This is a genomic window from Tautonia plasticadhaerens (assembly GCF_007752535.1).
GTDB lineage: Bacteria > Planctomycetota > Planctomycetia > Isosphaerales > Isosphaeraceae > Tautonia > Tautonia plasticadhaerens.
The window spans coordinates 652003-667281 of the sequence record NZ_CP036426.1; the positions used below are offsets into that span (position 1 = coordinate 652003).

The window sequence follows — 15279 nt, forward strand, 5'->3', positions numbered from 1 at the left end:
TGGCCGGCGATGCTCCTCCGCTCGGCCCCAGTATGCCCCCGCCGAGGCCCCGAAGGAAGCCGCCGGCCCGATCCCGCCCGGCGATCCCTCGACCCCTTCGACGATGGCCCCCTCCCCCCGACTGGCACGGGACGGGATTCTCGGCGGCGAATGTGACTGAAATCGGTCCGATCCACGATGGTATTAGGGAGGGGCCTTCGTCCGGGCCCCGCCGTCCCCAGCTGCGCGGAGCGGCCTCCCGTGTCCCTCGACCTGCCGACGACTCCCCGAGCCGTAGCCCTCCGATCCGGGCATCCTCCTCGATCGGCCCTCCCGGCGCCGCGCGGCCCCCGATCGACTCCGTCCCGGCCCGATCCTGGCCAGGAGGTCGACACGAGGCCCCGGCCCCGGGACGCCGCCGGGACCACCCGGGCCCCCCGGTGTGCGAAAACGGAGCGAACCCATTTCGGATTCCCGAACGCTCGAAACTGCAAGCGATTATGGCCGATGCGAGGGGCATCCCATCGGCGCACCGATCCCGGATCTCCCGCGTCCGGGCCGATGCGAGGCGAGGCGTCGGGTGGCCGGAATTGCCCGGCATGGCTCGTATCCCCTGGCCGATCGGTCTTCGGCCCCCGGGTTCGCCGGATCTCCGGTGCGCCGCGCGGAGCGAACCCATTTCAATTCGAAGAAACTCTTTCCCGTGATTGGGTTGCGGAAAATCCCCTGGGCGTGCGATTGGCGCACCGACCCGCTCCCGGCCCTCGACAGGTCCGCGCCCCCGCGCCTCGCCTACCCGACCGGCACCCGGTCGATCACCCCCGGCCGGACCGGAGCGGGCCGGCCCGGGGGGTTCGCGCGGACCGAACCCATTTCGGATCCCGGAATGTGTGCTCGATTCTCAAGTTGCGCCGAATTCCGGGGCGCACCGCGAGCGCACCGGCCCCGTCCCGGCCGGCCTCGGGGGCCCGCCGTCGGCGACCGACGCCAGATCTGGTTCGATCCGGAGGCCCCTCGGCCAGGTCGTTGCCGGGGCTTGGGTCGGGCGGCAGAATGGGCCTCGCCGTCGAGGCCGCCAGGCCGCCTGACCCCGATCGCCGAGTCCCCTGCTGAGGCATCCCCATGATCGTGCCGAACACCGCCGCCCGGCCCCTGATCCTGGCGCTGGGCCTCGTCGCCGTCAGCTCCGACGCCCGGGCCCAGGACCCGCCGACGGCCGACCTGATCGTCCACAACGGCAAGGTGGTCACGGTCGACGGCGACTTCACCATCGCCCAGGCCCTGGCCGTCTCCGAGGGCACGCTGATCCGGGTCGGCTCGGATGAGGAGGTGATGGCGACGAGGGGGCCCGAGACGGAGGTGGTCGACCTGGGGGGCAAGACGGTCGTGCCCGGCCTGATCGACTCCCACACCCACCCCACCGGCGCCTCGATGATCGAGTTCGACCACCCGATCCCCGACCTGGAGACGGTCGCCGACGTGCTCGACTACATCGCTCGACGCGCCGGGGAGGTCGGCGAAGGGAACTGGGTGGTCGTCCGCCAGGTCTTCATCACCCGGCTCCAGGAGCAGCGCTACCCGACCCGGGAGGAACTGGACCGGGTCGCCCCCCAAAACCCGGTGCTCTTCGCGACCGGCCCCGACGCCTCCCTCAACTCCCTGGCGCTGGAACTCAGCGGCATCGACAAGGACTTCGAGCCGGAGGGGCCCGGCAAGGTCGAGCGCGACCCCGAGACCGGCGAGCCGACCGGGATCCTCCGCAACCTCACCCGGTACGTCAAGGTCGAGGACCCGGGCCAATCCCCCACGGAGCAGGAGCGGGACGACCGGCTCGTCGCCCTCTTCCGGGACTACAACTCCGTCGGCCTGACCGCCGTCATCGACCGCAACGCCAGCGAAACGGACATCACGCAGTACGAGCGGCTGGAGGACGCCGACGCGCTGACCCTCCGCCTCGGGATTTCCCGGGGGGTCGGCACCTCGGGGGACCTGGGGGCGATCGAGGAGGAGATTCGGGGGGTGGCCGACCACCCGCTCTTCCGGGCGGGCCCGATGCTCCGGATCGTCGGCATCAAGATGTTCCTCGACGGCGGGATGCTCACCGGCAGCGCGTACATGAGGGAGCCCTGGGGGGTGAGCGACATCTATTCGATCGACGACCCCCACTACAAGGGGGTCCTGTTCATCCCGCCGGATCGGCTGGAGCCGATGGTCCGGGCGGCGGTCGAGTCCGGCCTCCAGTTCACGGCGCATAGCGTCGGGGACGGCGCGGTCCACGCCCTGCTCGACGCCTACGAGGCCGTGAACGAGGACACGCCGATCGCCCCCACCCGGCCCTGCATCACCCACTCGAACTTCATGAGCGCGGAGGCGATCGAGCAGGCCGCCCGCCTCGGCGTGGTGCTCGACATCCAGCCCGCCTGGCTCTACCTCGACGTCCGGACGCTGGCCGCCCAGTTCGGGTATGACCGGCTCCGCTGGTTCCAGCCGCTCAGGAGCATCTTCGAGGCGGGGGTGACGGTAGGCGGCGGCTCGGACCACATGCAGAAGGTCGGCTCGTTCCGGTCCATCAACCCCTACAACCCGTTCCTCGGCATGTGGGTCGCCATCACCCGACAGGCCCGGGGCTACGAGGGCCGGTTCCACCCCGAGGAGGCCCTCTCCCGGGAGCAGGCCCTCCGGTTCTACACGATCAACAACGCGAAGCTGCTGTTCCTGGAGGACCGGGTCGGCTCGCTGGAGGAGGGGAAGCTCGCCGACTTCGTCGTCCTGGACCGGGACCTCCTGACCTGCCCGGAGGGCGAGATCCGGGAGATCACCGTACACTCGACCTACCTGGGCGGCGAGCCGGTCTATGAGCAGGCCTCGGACTGATCTCCCGGCGTGGTCGGACGGGGCCGGGCCCGAACGGGCCCGGCCCCGGGACCGATCAGAGCCCTTCGACCCGGTAGCCCTCCCGGGGTTCCCGGCGGACGAAGCGGTTCGCCTCGTCGAGGTTGGTGACCTTCAGCGCCTCGGCGTCCCAGGCCAGGCTTGTTTCGGGGAATCGGGTGGCGAGGCAGCCGAGCAGGACCATTTCGGTGAGCGGCCCGGCGTAGGAGAAGGGGGTCGAGGTCTCGCCGTTGCCCCGGCAGGCCTCGACGAACTGGAGGTAGTGGTCGTCCCCCTCCGGCCCGGGGCGCGCGTAGTCCATGAACTTCTCGGCGGGGAGGAGCACCGGGGCGTCGATGTAGGGGGAATACAGCACGCCCTCCTCGCCGATGTAGATCGACCCCTGGTCGCTGAGTCTCCGGTCGCCGATCAGGGCGGCCACCTCCTCCGGCGGGCGTCGGTCGCCGTCGTACCAGGTGAGCGTGAAGCCGTCGACCGTCCGGGGGGAAGCGGGGAAGGTGTAGCGGACGACCGAGTCGAGGCCCCAGCTGTGCTCGTTCGGGGCGCCCCCCTCGGACCGGACCTCGGTCGGTGCGGTCAACTCCAGGGCGGAGAAGACCGGGTCGAGGATGTGGCACCCCATGTCGCCGAAGGTTCCGGTGCCGAAGTCGAGCCGCTTCCGCCAGTTGCCGGGGTGATACCAGCCGGAGATGAACGGCCGCTCCTCGGCCACGCCGAGCCAGCCGTCCCAGTCGAGGCCCTCGGGGACCGGGTCGGTGCGGTCGGGGCGGGGGGCGCGGTCCCCCCACTGCTTGCCGCTCCAGCTGTGGACCTCCCGGACCTTGCCGATCGCCCCGTCGTGCACGGTGGCGACCACCGCCTTGTGGACCGGGTGGGAGTGGATCTGGATCCCCATCTGGGAGACGATCCCCCGGTCGCTCGCGGCCTTGGTGAGCTGCCGGGCCTCGTACAGGGTCTGGGTCAGGGGCTTCTGGGTGTAGACGTGCAGGCCGCGCCGGATCGCCTCCCTGGTGATCGGGGCGTGCATGTGGTCGGGGGTCGAGACGTTGACGGAGTCGAGGTCCGCCTCGGAGTCGAGCAGCTCCCGGTAGTCCTGGTAGACCCGGACCTCGGGGAACAGGCGTTTGACCTCGGCGGTTCGGTCCAGGTCGACGTCGGCCACGGCGACGAGGCGGACGTGGGGGCTGGCCGTGAGCGACCGGATGTCGGCCAGGGCCATCCCCGAGCCGCCGAAGCTGGCGTGGTTGAGCGTCTCGCTCGGCGGGGCGACGCCCGCGCGGGCCACGAAGGGGAAGGCCAGGCCGCCGGCAATCGCCTTGAGGGCCGAGCGTCGGTTCATCTCGGGGAAGGACATGGGATCGCCCTCGGGGGGTCGGTCGTGGTCGTGATGTCCGGCGAGGCTAACCCGCCCGGGGGGGACACGCAACGCCCCTCCCGCGCGGGACGCCCCGGCCGACGACGACCCTCCCGGTCGGCCTCGGCCCCGGCCGGTCCGTGGACGGCCTCGGGCCGTTTTGTCATGTTGAACGCTCCTCCCGTCCCCACCTCGTCGCGAGCCGTCCGCCGGAGGGGCCCCGTGTCGCCCGGAATCCCAGCCCGCACCGACCGAGACCCCGTCCCGATCCCGAACGGGGAAGCCGGCACCCCCGGGGCGAGGGCGTCGGCGGGGGCGAAGGCGGAGGAACCCGGGATCGACCCGGCGGGCGACCGGCATGGGCCCGCCCCGGCCGACCCCGGCGGGCCCTCGATCCTGGCTCGCCTCCGGCACGAGACGAGATCCCATCACGAGGCGATCGAGCGGGTCGTGGACGTCGACCGACTCGGCGCCTCCCGGTCGGCCTACGTCCGATTGCTCCGCGGGTTCCTCGGCTACTACGAGCCTTTAGAGGGGCGGTTGGCCGGGCTCCCCTGGGAGGCATCGGGCCTGGATTTCCGGGAGCGGCGCAAGGCCGGATGGCTCCGCGAGGACCTGCGCTCGCTCGACCCCGACGGGCCCCCCTGCCCGACCTGCCCGGACCTCCCCGAGCCGGTCGACCTGGCCCGAGGCCTCGGCTGCCTCTACGTGGTCGAGGGGGCCACGCTCGGCGGCCGGGTCGTGCTCCGCCTGATCGGCGACCGGCTCGGGATCGGGCCGGAGTCGGGGGGCCGGTTCTACTCCGGCTACCGGGCGCGGACGGGTGCCATGTGGGCCTCCTTCGGCCGATTCGCCGAGGCCCACGTCGCCGCCCACCCCGACCGGGCCGATGCCGTCGTCGAGGCCGCTTCCGAGACCTTCGACTCCCTCCGACGCTGGCTCTCCGGGACGGGGCCCGGGCGGTGACGGCGCCCCGGCCCGTCCCGTCGGGGTCGTTCGGTCGACCGCCCCCCGTCGTCCCGACCCGTAGCGGATCCTCGTCCCCCGTCCGGATCGCCCCCGGGCCCGGACCCCGATGTCCCCGTCCGGGTCCTCCGCGCAGGTCCTTGTTCGGACGACGCTCGGGGAATCGAGGCCTCGTCTCGGGGGACCGGGGATGGTCGAGCCGACTCGGGCGGGCCCGGATCTCGATCGGCCCGCCGGCGCCGGGCGTCCTCGCCCCAGGGCCCGCCCCGCCCGACTCCCTCCCCGGATCGGGGGCGTCGAGGCGGACGGCGGGGGGCCGAAGACGATCCGACGCCCCGCGGGGTCGAGCCCATCCGGAGGGGGCCAGTGCCATGATCGCCCGACTCGTCTCGCTCGACGGGCACCCCGACATCCACCTCGGCCAGACCGTCGTCCTGGTCGGCCGACATGCCCACTGCGACGTCCGGCTCGACTCCTCCCGGGTCTCGCGGCGGCACTGCTGCCTCGTGCTGGAGGGGGACCACTTGGTCGTCCGGGACCTGGAGAGCACCAACGGGACCCGGGTGAACGGGGACCTCGTCTCGGTCTCCCGGATGGTCCCCGGCGACGAGCTCTCGATCGGCCTGGCCCGCTATCGCCTCGAACTCGGCCCGGAGCCCCCGGGGGCCTCTTCTGCGATCCGGCTCGACGCTCCCCCCGACCGCCCCGGGGGGGGCGACGACCCCTCGGGCCTCGGCACCTGGCTGCTCGACCGCCCGCCCGAGCCGGGACCGCCCCGACCGATCCCGGAGGAGGATGAAGGTTGATCGGGTGTCGATGCCGCGACTACGATGGCGATGGGACGGGGCCCGGCCGGGGTTCACGGCCCCCGCCCCCCGGCCCGAACCGGAAGGGATCCGCATGATGGCCGACGAACGGGACGACGCCGAGCTGGTCCTCCTCGCCTCCGGCGGAGACCACGCCGCCCTGGCCTCGCTGTTCGCCCGTCACCGGGGGAGGCTCCGGCAGGTGGTCCGGCTCCGCATGGACCGCCGGCTCCAGGGCCGGGTCGACCCCTCCGACGTGCTCCAGGAGGCGTATCTCGACCTGGCCGAGAAGCTGCCGGAGTTCGAGAAGAAGCGGGGGGCGATGCCCTTCTTCCTCTGGCTCCGCCTGGTCACGATCGAGCGCCTGCTCCGCGTCCACCGCCGGCACCTCGGCGCCGCCATGCGCGCCGCCGACCGGGAGATCTCCCTGCATCGGGGCGCCCTGCCGCACGCCAGCTCGGCCTCGCTGGCGGCGCAGCTGATGGGGAGGGTCACGTCCGTCAGCCGGGCCGCGGCCCGGGCGGAGCTGAGGGTGTTGCTGGAGGGGGTGCTGGAGCGGCTGCCCCCCTCGGACCGGGAGATCATCACGCTGCGGCACTTCGAGGAGCTGAGCAACGAGGAGGCGGCCGCGCTGCTCGGCCTGAACGCCTCGGCCGCCAGCAAGCGGTACGTCCGGGCCATGCTCCGGCTGAAGGACAGCCTGGCCGCCATCCCCGCGTTCTCGGGATCGGCCCGGGGCCTCCTCGGCTGACCGATCCCCCCCCGCCCCGACCGAACACCCCGACTTCCGGGACGCACCCATGCGACGCCCCCAGGCGGCTCCGGACGCGGACCCCGGCCTCGACCGCGACGCCCGGCCCGATGCCCCGGCCGACCCCTCGCCGTCGGACGAGGTCTTCGGGCGCGTCGACCGGCTCGCCGCCGAGTTCCTCGGGCGCCTCCGCTGCGGGGAGCGTCCCACGGTCGACGAGTACCTCGCCCGCCACCCCGACCTCGCACCGGCCATCCGGGAGTTGTTCCCGGCCCTGGTGATGGTGGAGGACCTCAAGCCCGACTCCGACGAGACGATCGGGCCCCCGGCCGGCCCCCGATCCCCGGCCGACGACCGCCCGCCCGACCGGATCGGCGACTACCGGATCCTCCGGGAAGTCGGCCGGGGGGGCATGGGGGTCGTCTACGAGGCCGAGGAGGAACGGCTCGGCCGTCGGGTCGCCCTGAAGGTGCTCGCCCCCTGGGCGGTCGCCAGCGACCACCTCCTCCGCCGCTTCCACCGCGAGGCCCGGTCGGCCGCCCAGCTGCACCACACCAACATCGTGCCCGTCCTCGGAATCGGCTCCGACGCCGGCCGGGCCTTCTACACGATGCAGTTCATCCATGGGGTCGGCCTGCACCAGGTCCTCGACGAGATCCGGGCCCTCGAAGGGAAGGGCGGGGCCGACCTCTACCCTGCCGACTCCTTCGCCGGCCCCGGCGACGTGACGGTCGTCGGCGGGTCCGCCCGTCCCCTGCTCCGCGACCCCCCCCCGCCGCTCCGCCGCCACCGGGCCCACCCGGGGCGGGTGGACCCCTCGGCGATCGACTCGGGGGCCCGGTACGCCCGGGGCGTCGCCCGGATCGGCCTGCAGGTGGCCGAGGCGCTCTCCCATGCCCACGAGCTGGGGACCTTGCACCGCGACATCAAGCCCGCCAACATCCTGCTCGACGCCCACGGCGACGCCTGGGTCACCGACTTCGGCCTGGCCAAGGCCGTCGACGACGAGGATCTGACCCGCACCGGGGACCTCGTCGGGACGCTCCGCTACATGGCCCCCGAGCGGTTCCGGGGCTCCTGCGACGCCCGGGCCGACGTCTACGGCCTCGGCCTGACCCTCTACGAGCTGCTCTCCCGGGCCCCCGCCTTCGTCGAGGCCGATCGCCACGCCCTGATGCGGCAGATCGCCCTGGCCGACCCGCCCCGCCTGGGGTCGATCACCGTCGGCGTCCCCCGGGATCTCGCGACGATCATCCACAAGGCCATCGAGAAGGATCCGGGCGACCGTTACCGGTCCGCGGCCGCCCTGGCCGACGACCTCCGGAGCTTCCTCGACGACCGGCCGATCGCGGCCCGACGGGCCGGTCCCCTCGAACGCCTCGCCCGGTGGTCCCGCCGCAACCCGGGCCTGGCCGCGCTCGGGGCGGCGGTCGCGGTCCTGCTCGTCGCCATCGCCGCCATCTCGGCGACCTCGGCCTACCGCCTCAAGGAGAGCCACGCCGAGGTCGAGCGGAGGCTCTGGGACGCCTACCTCGCCCGGGCCCGGGCCAGCCGACGCAGCGGCTCCGAGGGGCAGCGGTTCGATGCGCTCGACGCCCTCTCGAAGGCCGCCTCGCTCGACGCCTTCGTCGACCGGCGGGGAGAGCTGCGCGACGAGGCGATCGCCTGCCTCGCCCTGGCCGACCTGCGGAGGGTCGACGTACGTCGGATCCCGCGGCTCGCCTCCCGGGACCGTCGGCTCGCCTTCTCGCCCGACGGCCGCCGCGTCGCCATCGGGGACGAATCCGGCGCCGTCCGCGTCCTCGACCCCGGCCAGGGAGGCCGCCCCCCGCTCGTGATGCCCGGCCCGGGGTTGCCGGTCGTCCTGCTGGAATTCGACACTTCCGGCCGTCGCCTCGCGGCCAAGTACCAGGGCGGCGGGTCGATCCGCGTGCGGGCTTTTGACCTCGACGGCGGCGCCGTCCTGCTCGACGAGCCCGTCCCGGCCTACGACGCCGCCCTCGGCTTCGACCCCCCCGGCCGTCGGCTCGCCCTCGGGCTGGAGGACGGGACCGTCCGGATCTTCGACCTCGACGGCGGGCGTCCTCCCGCCTCGCTGCCCGGCCCCCCGGAGCCCTACGCGTTGCGGTTCGACCCGGCGGGCCGCCGGATCGCCGTCGCCAGCACGAGGAGCGGGCGATCGCTGGAGGTCCTCCGGGCCGACGGCACCGGCTCGGTCGGCCCCTGGTCGCTCCCCTACGGTGGCCAGAGCCTGGCGTGGACGCCGGACGGGGAGGGCCTCGCCGTCGGCGGCGGGTTCCGGGAACTGTACCTGCTCGACCCGGGAGACCCCGAGGCCCCCCCGCGGATCCTCCCCGGCCACAAGGGGGCAATCATCTCCGTCGACTTCTCGCACCGCGGCCACCTGCTCGCCAGCGCGAGCTGGGACGGCACCGTCCGGCTCTGGCACCCCGAGTCGGGCGAGCCGCTCGTGGTCGCCTCCTCCCCCGAGCACTGGGCCGTCCGCTTCGGCCCCGATGATCGTACCCTTTCGGGCAGCCGGGACGGCGAGTCCATCTGGAGGTGGGAGGTGGCCGACGGCGACGAGGCCCGCGGCCGGTTCCTCGACCTCGACCCCGACTCCAGGGCGTACACCGTCGACCTCTTCCCCGACGGCTCGACCTTCGCCTCGGGGGGCTCGGTCGGGGTCCGCATCTTCGACCGGGGCCTCCGGCAGGTCGCGTTGCTCCCGGCCCCGGCCCCGGCGTCGGCCGAGGTCCTCCCCGACGGCCGGTCGCTGCTCACCGGGGGCCCGTCCGGCATCCTGCGGTGGGCGATCGAACCCGACGGCGAGTCGATCGGATTCGGCCCCCCCGAGCCCTTCGGCCCGCTCCGGGGCCGGCGCGTCGGCCGCATCCGGGCCGACGGGTCGGGGAGGCGGATCGCCGCCGTGATCGTCGGGAGCCCGCCCGAGGTCGCGCTCTTCGACGCGGCCCCGGGGCCGGGGACCGACGGCGGGCTCGTCCTCATCCAGGACCACCCCCGGGTGGAGCGGATCGACCTGAACCCCGACGGTTCCCTCCTCGCCACCGGCACCTGGAAAGGGGAAGGCGTCCGGGTCTGGGACGCCTCGACCGGCGCGCCGGTCGCGGTACTCGACGTGGACGGCAGCGCCGAGGTCGCCTTCAACCCCGACGGCCGCTCCCTCCTCACCGGCTCCGGCCGGGCCTACGTCTGCTGGGGGGTCGGGACCTGGGAGCCCCGCTGGAGGGTCCCCCGTCGGGAGGCGAGCAATCAGCCCGGCAAGGTCGCCTTCGCCCCCGACGGCTCGATCGTCGCCGTCGCCCTGACCCGGACCGTCGCACGGCTGCTCGACGCCCGCACCGGGGAGGCCCTGGCGACCTTCGAGCCCCCCTCCCCCGACCACCTCTCCGAGCTGGGCCTGACCCGGGACCTCCGCTTCCTCTACGCCAAGGACCACGGCGGCGGCACCCGACGCTGGGATCTGCGGGCGATCCGGGGCCACCTCGATGCGACCGGCATCGGCTGGCCCGGATTCCCCCGCCCCTCCCCGATCGCCCCCGCCGACGTCCCGATCCCCCGGCCCCCCGACTGATCCCCGGGGCCCTCGGCGGGGAGCGGGATCGCGGAGCCGGGGGGCCGCCCCGCCCTCGATCGGACGCCTGATCGGGGGCGCAGGGCCCTCGGATCGCCGCCGTCGGTCCGGCCTACCCTGCCACCGACTTCGGCATCGGGGCGCCCGATTGCCTGTCCTCCGGGCATCGGGGGACGGGGGCCGGTCGGCATTCCCGGCGATAACGCCTTGCCGAGCGGCGAGTTCGAGGAAAGCCCTGGTCACGGTGCGCCGATTGCTTTATTGAATGGGATTGCCGGATGGTCCCCCTCGACGACCATCCCGGCCGAGCGTCACCGGCGCGGCCACCCGATCCTCGTGCGGTCGGGCAGCTCGACTCGCATCGGATCCCGACGGACAGGCCACGATGGCGATGACGCCCCAGGATGACCGGCTGTTCTCCCGGTATGGCCTGACCGGCTACGACGAGATGTTCGTCGCCCCCGGCCGGCTCCGGCCCCATTACGCGCCGCTGCACCATCGGCTCGTGTCGCTGGGGCCGGAGGAGATCGCCCACCGCCACCGGGCCGCCGACCTGATGATGCGGAACCAGGGGATCACCTTCACCGTCTACGGCCGGGAGCAGGGGGTGGAGCGGATCATCCCCTTCGACCCGGTGCCCCGGCTGATCTCGGCGCCGGAATGGGACCAGATCGAGCGCGGGCTCACCCAGCGGGTCCGGGCCCTGAACCTGTTCATCCACGACGTCTACCACGAGCGGCACATCCTGCGGGACCGCGTTGTGCCGCTGGAGCTGATCCTCGGCGCCTCGGGTTATCGCCGGGAGTGCGTCGGCCTCCGGGTGCCGAGGGACATCTACATCCACGTCTCCGGCATCGACCTGATCCGGGACGCCGAGGGCACCTTCCTCGTCCTGGAGGACAATTGTCGGACCCCCTCGGGCGTCAGCTACGTGCTGAAGAACCGGCAGGTGATGAAGCAGGTCTTCCCCCTACTCTTCGCCGCCCACAACATCCGGCCGATCGACGACTACACGACGAACCTGCTCGCGGTGCTCCGGCACATCGGCCCGCCGGGGGTCGACGAGCCGGTGGTGGCGGTGCTCACGCCGGGGGTCTACAACTCCGCCTACTTCGAGCACAGCTACCTGGCCCGACGGATGGGGGTGGAACTCGTCGAGGGGCGCGACCTGTTCTTCGACAGCGGCCAGCTCTTCATGAGGACGATCCGGGGGCCCCAGCGGGTCGACGTGCTCTACCGCCGGATCGACGACGACTTCCTCGACCCGATGACCTTCCGCTCCGACAGCCAGCTCGGCGTCCCCGGCCTGGTCGCCGCCTATCGATCGGGCCGGCTCGGCCTGGCCAACGCGATCGGCACCGGCATGGCCGACGACAAGGGGGTCTATCCCTTCGTCCCCGAGATCATCAAGTACTACCTGAAGGAGGACCCGATCCTCCCCAACGTGGAGACCTTCCGGCCCCAGATCCCCAGCCATCGCCAGCACATCCTGGAGAACCTCGAGAAGCTGGTCGTGAAGGCCGTCGACGCCTCCGGGGGGTACGGGATGCTCATCGGCCCGGCCTCGACGGCCGAGCAGCGGGAGGAGTTCGCCCGCCGCGTGACCGACAATCCCCGGGGCTACATCGCCCAGCCGACGATCTCCCTGAGCCAGCACCCCACGCTGATCGACGACCACCTCGAAGGCCGACACGTCGACCTCCGGCCGTTCGTCCTCTATGGCGAGACGATCAAGGTCCTGGCCGGTGGCCTGACCCGGGTCGCCCTGCCGCAGGGGAGCCTGGTGGTGAACAGCTCGCAGGGGGGCGGGACCAAGGACACCTGGGTGCTCCGAGGGGGGCCTCCGAAGCGACCGGAGGCGAACTGAGATGCTCAGCCGGGTGGCCGAGAACCTCTACTGGATCAGCCGGTACGTCGAGCGGGCCGAGAACGTCGCCCGACTGCTGGACGTGGGATTCCACCTGGAGCTGGACGCCGCCGGCCTCGACGGCGACGCCGCCGGCACCGACCCGGCGCCGATCGCCAGCGTCCTGTCCATCCTCGCCTGCCGGGACTCCTTCGAGCGTGCCCACGGGCCCGGGCCGCTGGACCGGGAGGCGGTGCTCCGCTTCCTGACCTTCGACCGCGCCAACAACCAGTCGATCCTCTCCATGCTCGGCCACGCCCGGGAGAACGCCCGGGCCACCCAGGAGACGATCAGCGCCGACGCCTGGCTGCAGCTCAACCGCCTGCATTTCTACGTCCGGGGCCGCAAGGCCCGCCGCCGGTTCCTCGACAGCCCCCCCCGGTTCCTCCAGGGGGTGAAGCGGGCCTGCATCCTCTTCGACGGCCTGGTGGACGGCACCTTGCCCCGGACCGAGATCTACCACTTCCTCCAGCTCGGCCGGCACCTGGAACGCGCCAGCCAGATCAGCCGGATCCTCAGCGTGAAGCTGCACGGGCTCCGGGAGGGGGGGCCGGTGGTCGAGTCCCCGCTGCGGATCGTCCACTGGTCGAGCCTGCTCTGGAGCTGCGCCGCGTACGAGGCGTACCTGAGGGATTATCACGACCGGGTCGACCCCGAGGGCGTGGTCCGCTACCTGATCCTCGACCCCGAGTTCCCCCGGTCGATCCGCTTCTGCGTGGCCCGGTGCCTGGAATCGCTGCGGGCCATCTCCAGCGGGGACGGCTACGGTTCCGAGGCCGAGCGCTGCCTGGGGCGCCTCGACAGCGAGCTGCACTACATCGCCCCGTCGGAGATCTTCGACCGGGGCCTGGGCTCGTTCCTCTCCGGCGTCCAGGACTCCTGCAACAAAATCGGCGACGAGATCCATCGCGCCTACTTCTTCACCTGACCCGACGCCACCCGGCCCGAACGGGGCCCCGGGCCTCCCCCGGGGACGACCGCCATGCTGCTGCGGATCCAGCACGAGACTCGGTTCACCTACACGGCCCCCGTGACCGAGACGGTCTTCGAGGTCCGGATGGCGCCGCAGTCGGACGAGGACCAGACGGCGCTGCGATACCGGCTCCAGACGACCCCGCAGGCCCCGGTCACCGCCTTCCACGACGGCTTCGGCAACCGGGTCGACCTGTTCAACATCGCCAAGCCCTATCACGAGCTGATCATCCGGTCGACCAGCTTCGTGCGGACCCATCGCCGCCAGGCCTCCCCGAGGCTCCTTGAAGTCTCCTGGCCGCCCTCCGGGCCTTATGACGTGGACGCGGCCGAGTTCCTGCTCCCCAGCCCGCTGGTCGACGCCAGCCCCGCGCTGGACGCCTTCCTCGGGGAACTCCCCCGCCCCACCGGCGACGCGATGAGCGACATCCTCGCCCTCGTTTCCGCCGTCCGGGACCGCTTCAAGTACGAGAAGCGGGTGACCGGCGCCCGGACCCTGCTGAGCGAGGCGCTGGAGGGCGGCAAGGGGGTCTGCCAGGACTTCGCCCACCTCTTCATCGGCGCCTGCCGGGGGCTGGGGATCCCGGCCCGGTACGTCAGCGGCTACGTGAACCACCCGGGAGAGATCGCCACCCACGCCTGGTGCCAGATCTGGGGCGGGGACGGGGTCGGCTGGTTCGACGTGGACCCGACCGCCGGCGAGTTCGCCAGCGACGACTACGTCGTCATCGCCTTCGGCCGGGACTACTCCGACGTCCCCCCCAACCGGGGGGTCTGGAAGGGGAAGGCCGAGGAGCAGATCGCCGTCACCGTCGGCGTCGAGCCGGTCGACCGCCTCCCGTTCGAGTGGAACGAGTGGACCTTCCCGGTCCCCGCCGACGGCCAGTCCCAGTACCAGCGGCAGGGCTCCCGGTCGAGCCAGATGCAGCGCCAGTCCTCCCGGGCCGCATTCCCCGACCAGCCCCGCCCCCGGGCCGAGCTGCACCAGCAGCAAGGCCAGCAGCAGTGACCGCCGCCCTACCGGCCCCCCCCGCCGCTGAGGTGCCGGGCCTCGCCCCCGGCCGACTGGCCCGGCTGCTCCGGCTTGCCCATCGGCGCGGCCAGGGCCTCGGGCCCCACCGTGTCGGTCCAGACGGTGAATCCGGAGAGCACGGCCGTCCCGAACGAGGTCGTCAGGGCGACGTCGACCGCGTCCCGACCGTGGCCCATCAGGATCCGGCCGATCCGGGGCATGTTGTGCCGGGCGTCGAAGGTGTACCAGCGGCCGCCGAGATAGGCCTCGAACCAGCCGCTGAAGTCCATCGGGTGCGGCGCCGGGGGCACGCCGATGTCCCCGAGGTAGCCGGTGGCGTACCGGGCCGGGATGTTCAGGCACCGGCAGAAGGTGATCGCCAGCTGGGTGAAGTCACGGCAGACGCCGTTGCCCTCGGTGTACACGTCCCAGGCGGTCTTGGTCGGCCGGGCGTGGTGGTAGCCGAACTCGACGTGGCGGTTCACCCAGGAGCAGACCGCCTGCACGCGGCCCCAGCCGGTCGGCGATTGGCCGAAGAGCGACCAGGCGATGTCCGACAGGCGTTCGACCTCGCAGTATCGGCTCCCCAGCAGGTAGGTCAGCACCCCCACCGGCAGGTCCTGGACGGGGATCTGCTCCGCGCCCGGCGCCTGCTCGTCCGGCGCCCCGGAGTCCTCGACGACCAGGTCGTCCCAGATCGTCAGCCGCCCCCCCGGGGCGACGATCCGCGCGCAGCGATTGCCGAACCCGTCGAGGAATCGGTCGACCGGCACCTCGGGCTCCAGCCTCATGCCGCCGGGGCGACGGACCGAACCTTCGCGCTCGGGCCTGAGCGCCAGCATCAGCAGCATCGGCGTGGGGCTGGGCACGTCGAAGACCATCTCGTACCCGGCGCGAATCAGCATCGCGAATGGACTCCCGCGGCCGAACCCCCTGGCGATGGGGCCATGCTGGCAATTTACGGTTGAACATTTGCTCTGTCAAGGGGTCCGGGCCCCTTGCCGGCGGCCCCGGCGTGTGCGATGATTCCCGGCAGGCGGCCGGGC

General features: G+C 72.8%; 10 protein-coding genes. 8 read left to right on the top strand and 2 right to left on the bottom strand.

Going from position 1 to position 15279, the window contains the following annotated elements; translation table 11 throughout:
• Positions 1–1101: 1101 nt before the first annotated feature.
• Complete coding sequence (locus tag ElP_RS02415; protein ID WP_145266906.1) at positions 1102–2853, top strand: amidohydrolase; 1752 nt, start codon at positions 1102–1104, stop codon at positions 2851–2853.
• 55 nt (positions 2854–2908) lie between these two features.
• On the opposite strand, the gene ElP_RS02420 is transcribed toward ElP_RS02415, so the two are convergent.
• A complete protein-coding gene (locus ElP_RS02420) occupies positions 2909–4225 on the bottom strand; it encodes a Gfo/Idh/MocA family protein (protein ID WP_145266908.1) in 1317 nt (438 codons plus the stop codon).
• Between the two features lie 222 nt (positions 4226–4447).
• On the opposite strand from ElP_RS02420, the gene ElP_RS37545 reads away from it, so the two are divergent.
• The 7 genes from ElP_RS37545 to ElP_RS02450 all read left to right on the top strand — a co-directional run bounded on the left by ElP_RS37545 (position 4448) and on the right by ElP_RS02450 (position 14230).
• A complete protein-coding gene (locus ElP_RS37545) occupies positions 4448–5191 on the top strand; it encodes a biliverdin-producing heme oxygenase (protein WP_197446662.1) in 744 nt (247 codons plus the stop codon).
• A 371-nt stretch (positions 5192–5562) separates the two neighbouring features.
• Positions 5563–5997: an FHA domain-containing protein gene (locus ElP_RS37550; protein ID WP_197446663.1), complete on the top strand. Its 435-nt coding sequence runs from the start codon at positions 5563–5565 to the stop codon at positions 5995–5997.
• A gap of 94 nt (positions 5998–6091) precedes the next feature.
• Positions 6092–6748 carry a sigma-70 family RNA polymerase sigma factor gene (locus tag ElP_RS02430; protein ID WP_231749420.1) on the top strand — a complete coding sequence of 219 codons (657 nt, stop codon included), beginning with the start codon at positions 6092–6094 and terminating at the stop codon, positions 6746–6748.
• Positions 6749–6797: 49 nt separating this feature from the next.
• Complete coding sequence (locus ElP_RS02435) at positions 6798–10343, top strand: WD40 repeat domain-containing serine/threonine protein kinase (protein WP_145266910.1); 3546 nt, start codon at positions 6798–6800, stop codon at positions 10341–10343.
• Positions 10344–10728: 385 nt separating this feature from the next.
• Positions 10729–12210: a circularly permuted type 2 ATP-grasp protein gene (locus tag ElP_RS02440; RefSeq protein WP_231749422.1), complete on the top strand. Its 1482-nt coding sequence runs from the start codon at positions 10729–10731 to the stop codon at positions 12208–12210.
• A gap of 1 nt (position 12211) precedes the next feature.
• Complete coding sequence (locus ElP_RS02445) at positions 12212–13177, top strand: alpha-E domain-containing protein (RefSeq protein WP_145266912.1); 966 nt, start codon at positions 12212–12214, stop codon at positions 13175–13177.
• 54 nt (positions 13178–13231) lie between these two features.
• Positions 13232–14230, top strand: a complete 999-nt coding sequence (locus ElP_RS02450) for a transglutaminase family protein (RefSeq protein WP_145266914.1) — start codon at positions 13232–13234, stop codon at positions 14228–14230.
• 8 nt (positions 14231–14238) lie between these two features.
• On the opposite strand, the gene ElP_RS02455 is transcribed toward ElP_RS02450, so the two are convergent.
• The gene (locus ElP_RS02455; protein ID WP_145266916.1) at positions 14239–15138 is read right to left on the bottom strand and encodes a transglutaminase-like domain-containing protein; all 900 of its coding nucleotides are present in this window, start codon (positions 15136–15138) and stop codon (positions 14239–14241) included.
• Between the last annotated feature and the right edge of the window lie 141 nt (positions 15139–15279).

What these genes read in the sequence shown, in the direction of transcription:
- ElP_RS02415 (WP_145266906.1), top strand. Translation starts at nt 1,102, where the DNA reads ATGATCGTGCCGAACACCGCCGCCCGGCCCCTGATCCTGGCGCTGGGC.
- ElP_RS02420 (WP_145266908.1), bottom strand. Translation starts at nt 4,225, where the DNA reads ATGTCCTTCCCCGAGATGAACCGACGCTCGGCCCTCAAGGCGATTGCC.
- ElP_RS37550 (WP_197446663.1), top strand. Translation starts at nt 5,563, where the DNA reads ATGATCGCCCGACTCGTCTCGCTCGACGGGCACCCCGACATCCACCTC.
- ElP_RS02430 (WP_231749420.1), top strand. Translation starts at nt 6,092, where the DNA reads ATGATGGCCGACGAACGGGACGACGCCGAGCTGGTCCTCCTCGCCTCC.
- ElP_RS02435 (WP_145266910.1), top strand. Translation starts at nt 6,798, where the DNA reads ATGCGACGCCCCCAGGCGGCTCCGGACGCGGACCCCGGCCTCGACCGC.
- ElP_RS02440 (WP_231749422.1), top strand. Translation starts at nt 10,729, where the DNA reads ATGGCGATGACGCCCCAGGATGACCGGCTGTTCTCCCGGTATGGCCTG.
- ElP_RS02445 (WP_145266912.1), top strand. Translation starts at nt 12,212, where the DNA reads ATGCTCAGCCGGGTGGCCGAGAACCTCTACTGGATCAGCCGGTACGTC.
- ElP_RS02450 (WP_145266914.1), top strand. Translation starts at nt 13,232, where the DNA reads ATGCTGCTGCGGATCCAGCACGAGACTCGGTTCACCTACACGGCCCCC.
- ElP_RS02455 (WP_145266916.1), bottom strand. Translation starts at nt 15,138, where the DNA reads ATGCTGATTCGCGCCGGGTACGAGATGGTCTTCGACGTGCCCAGCCCC.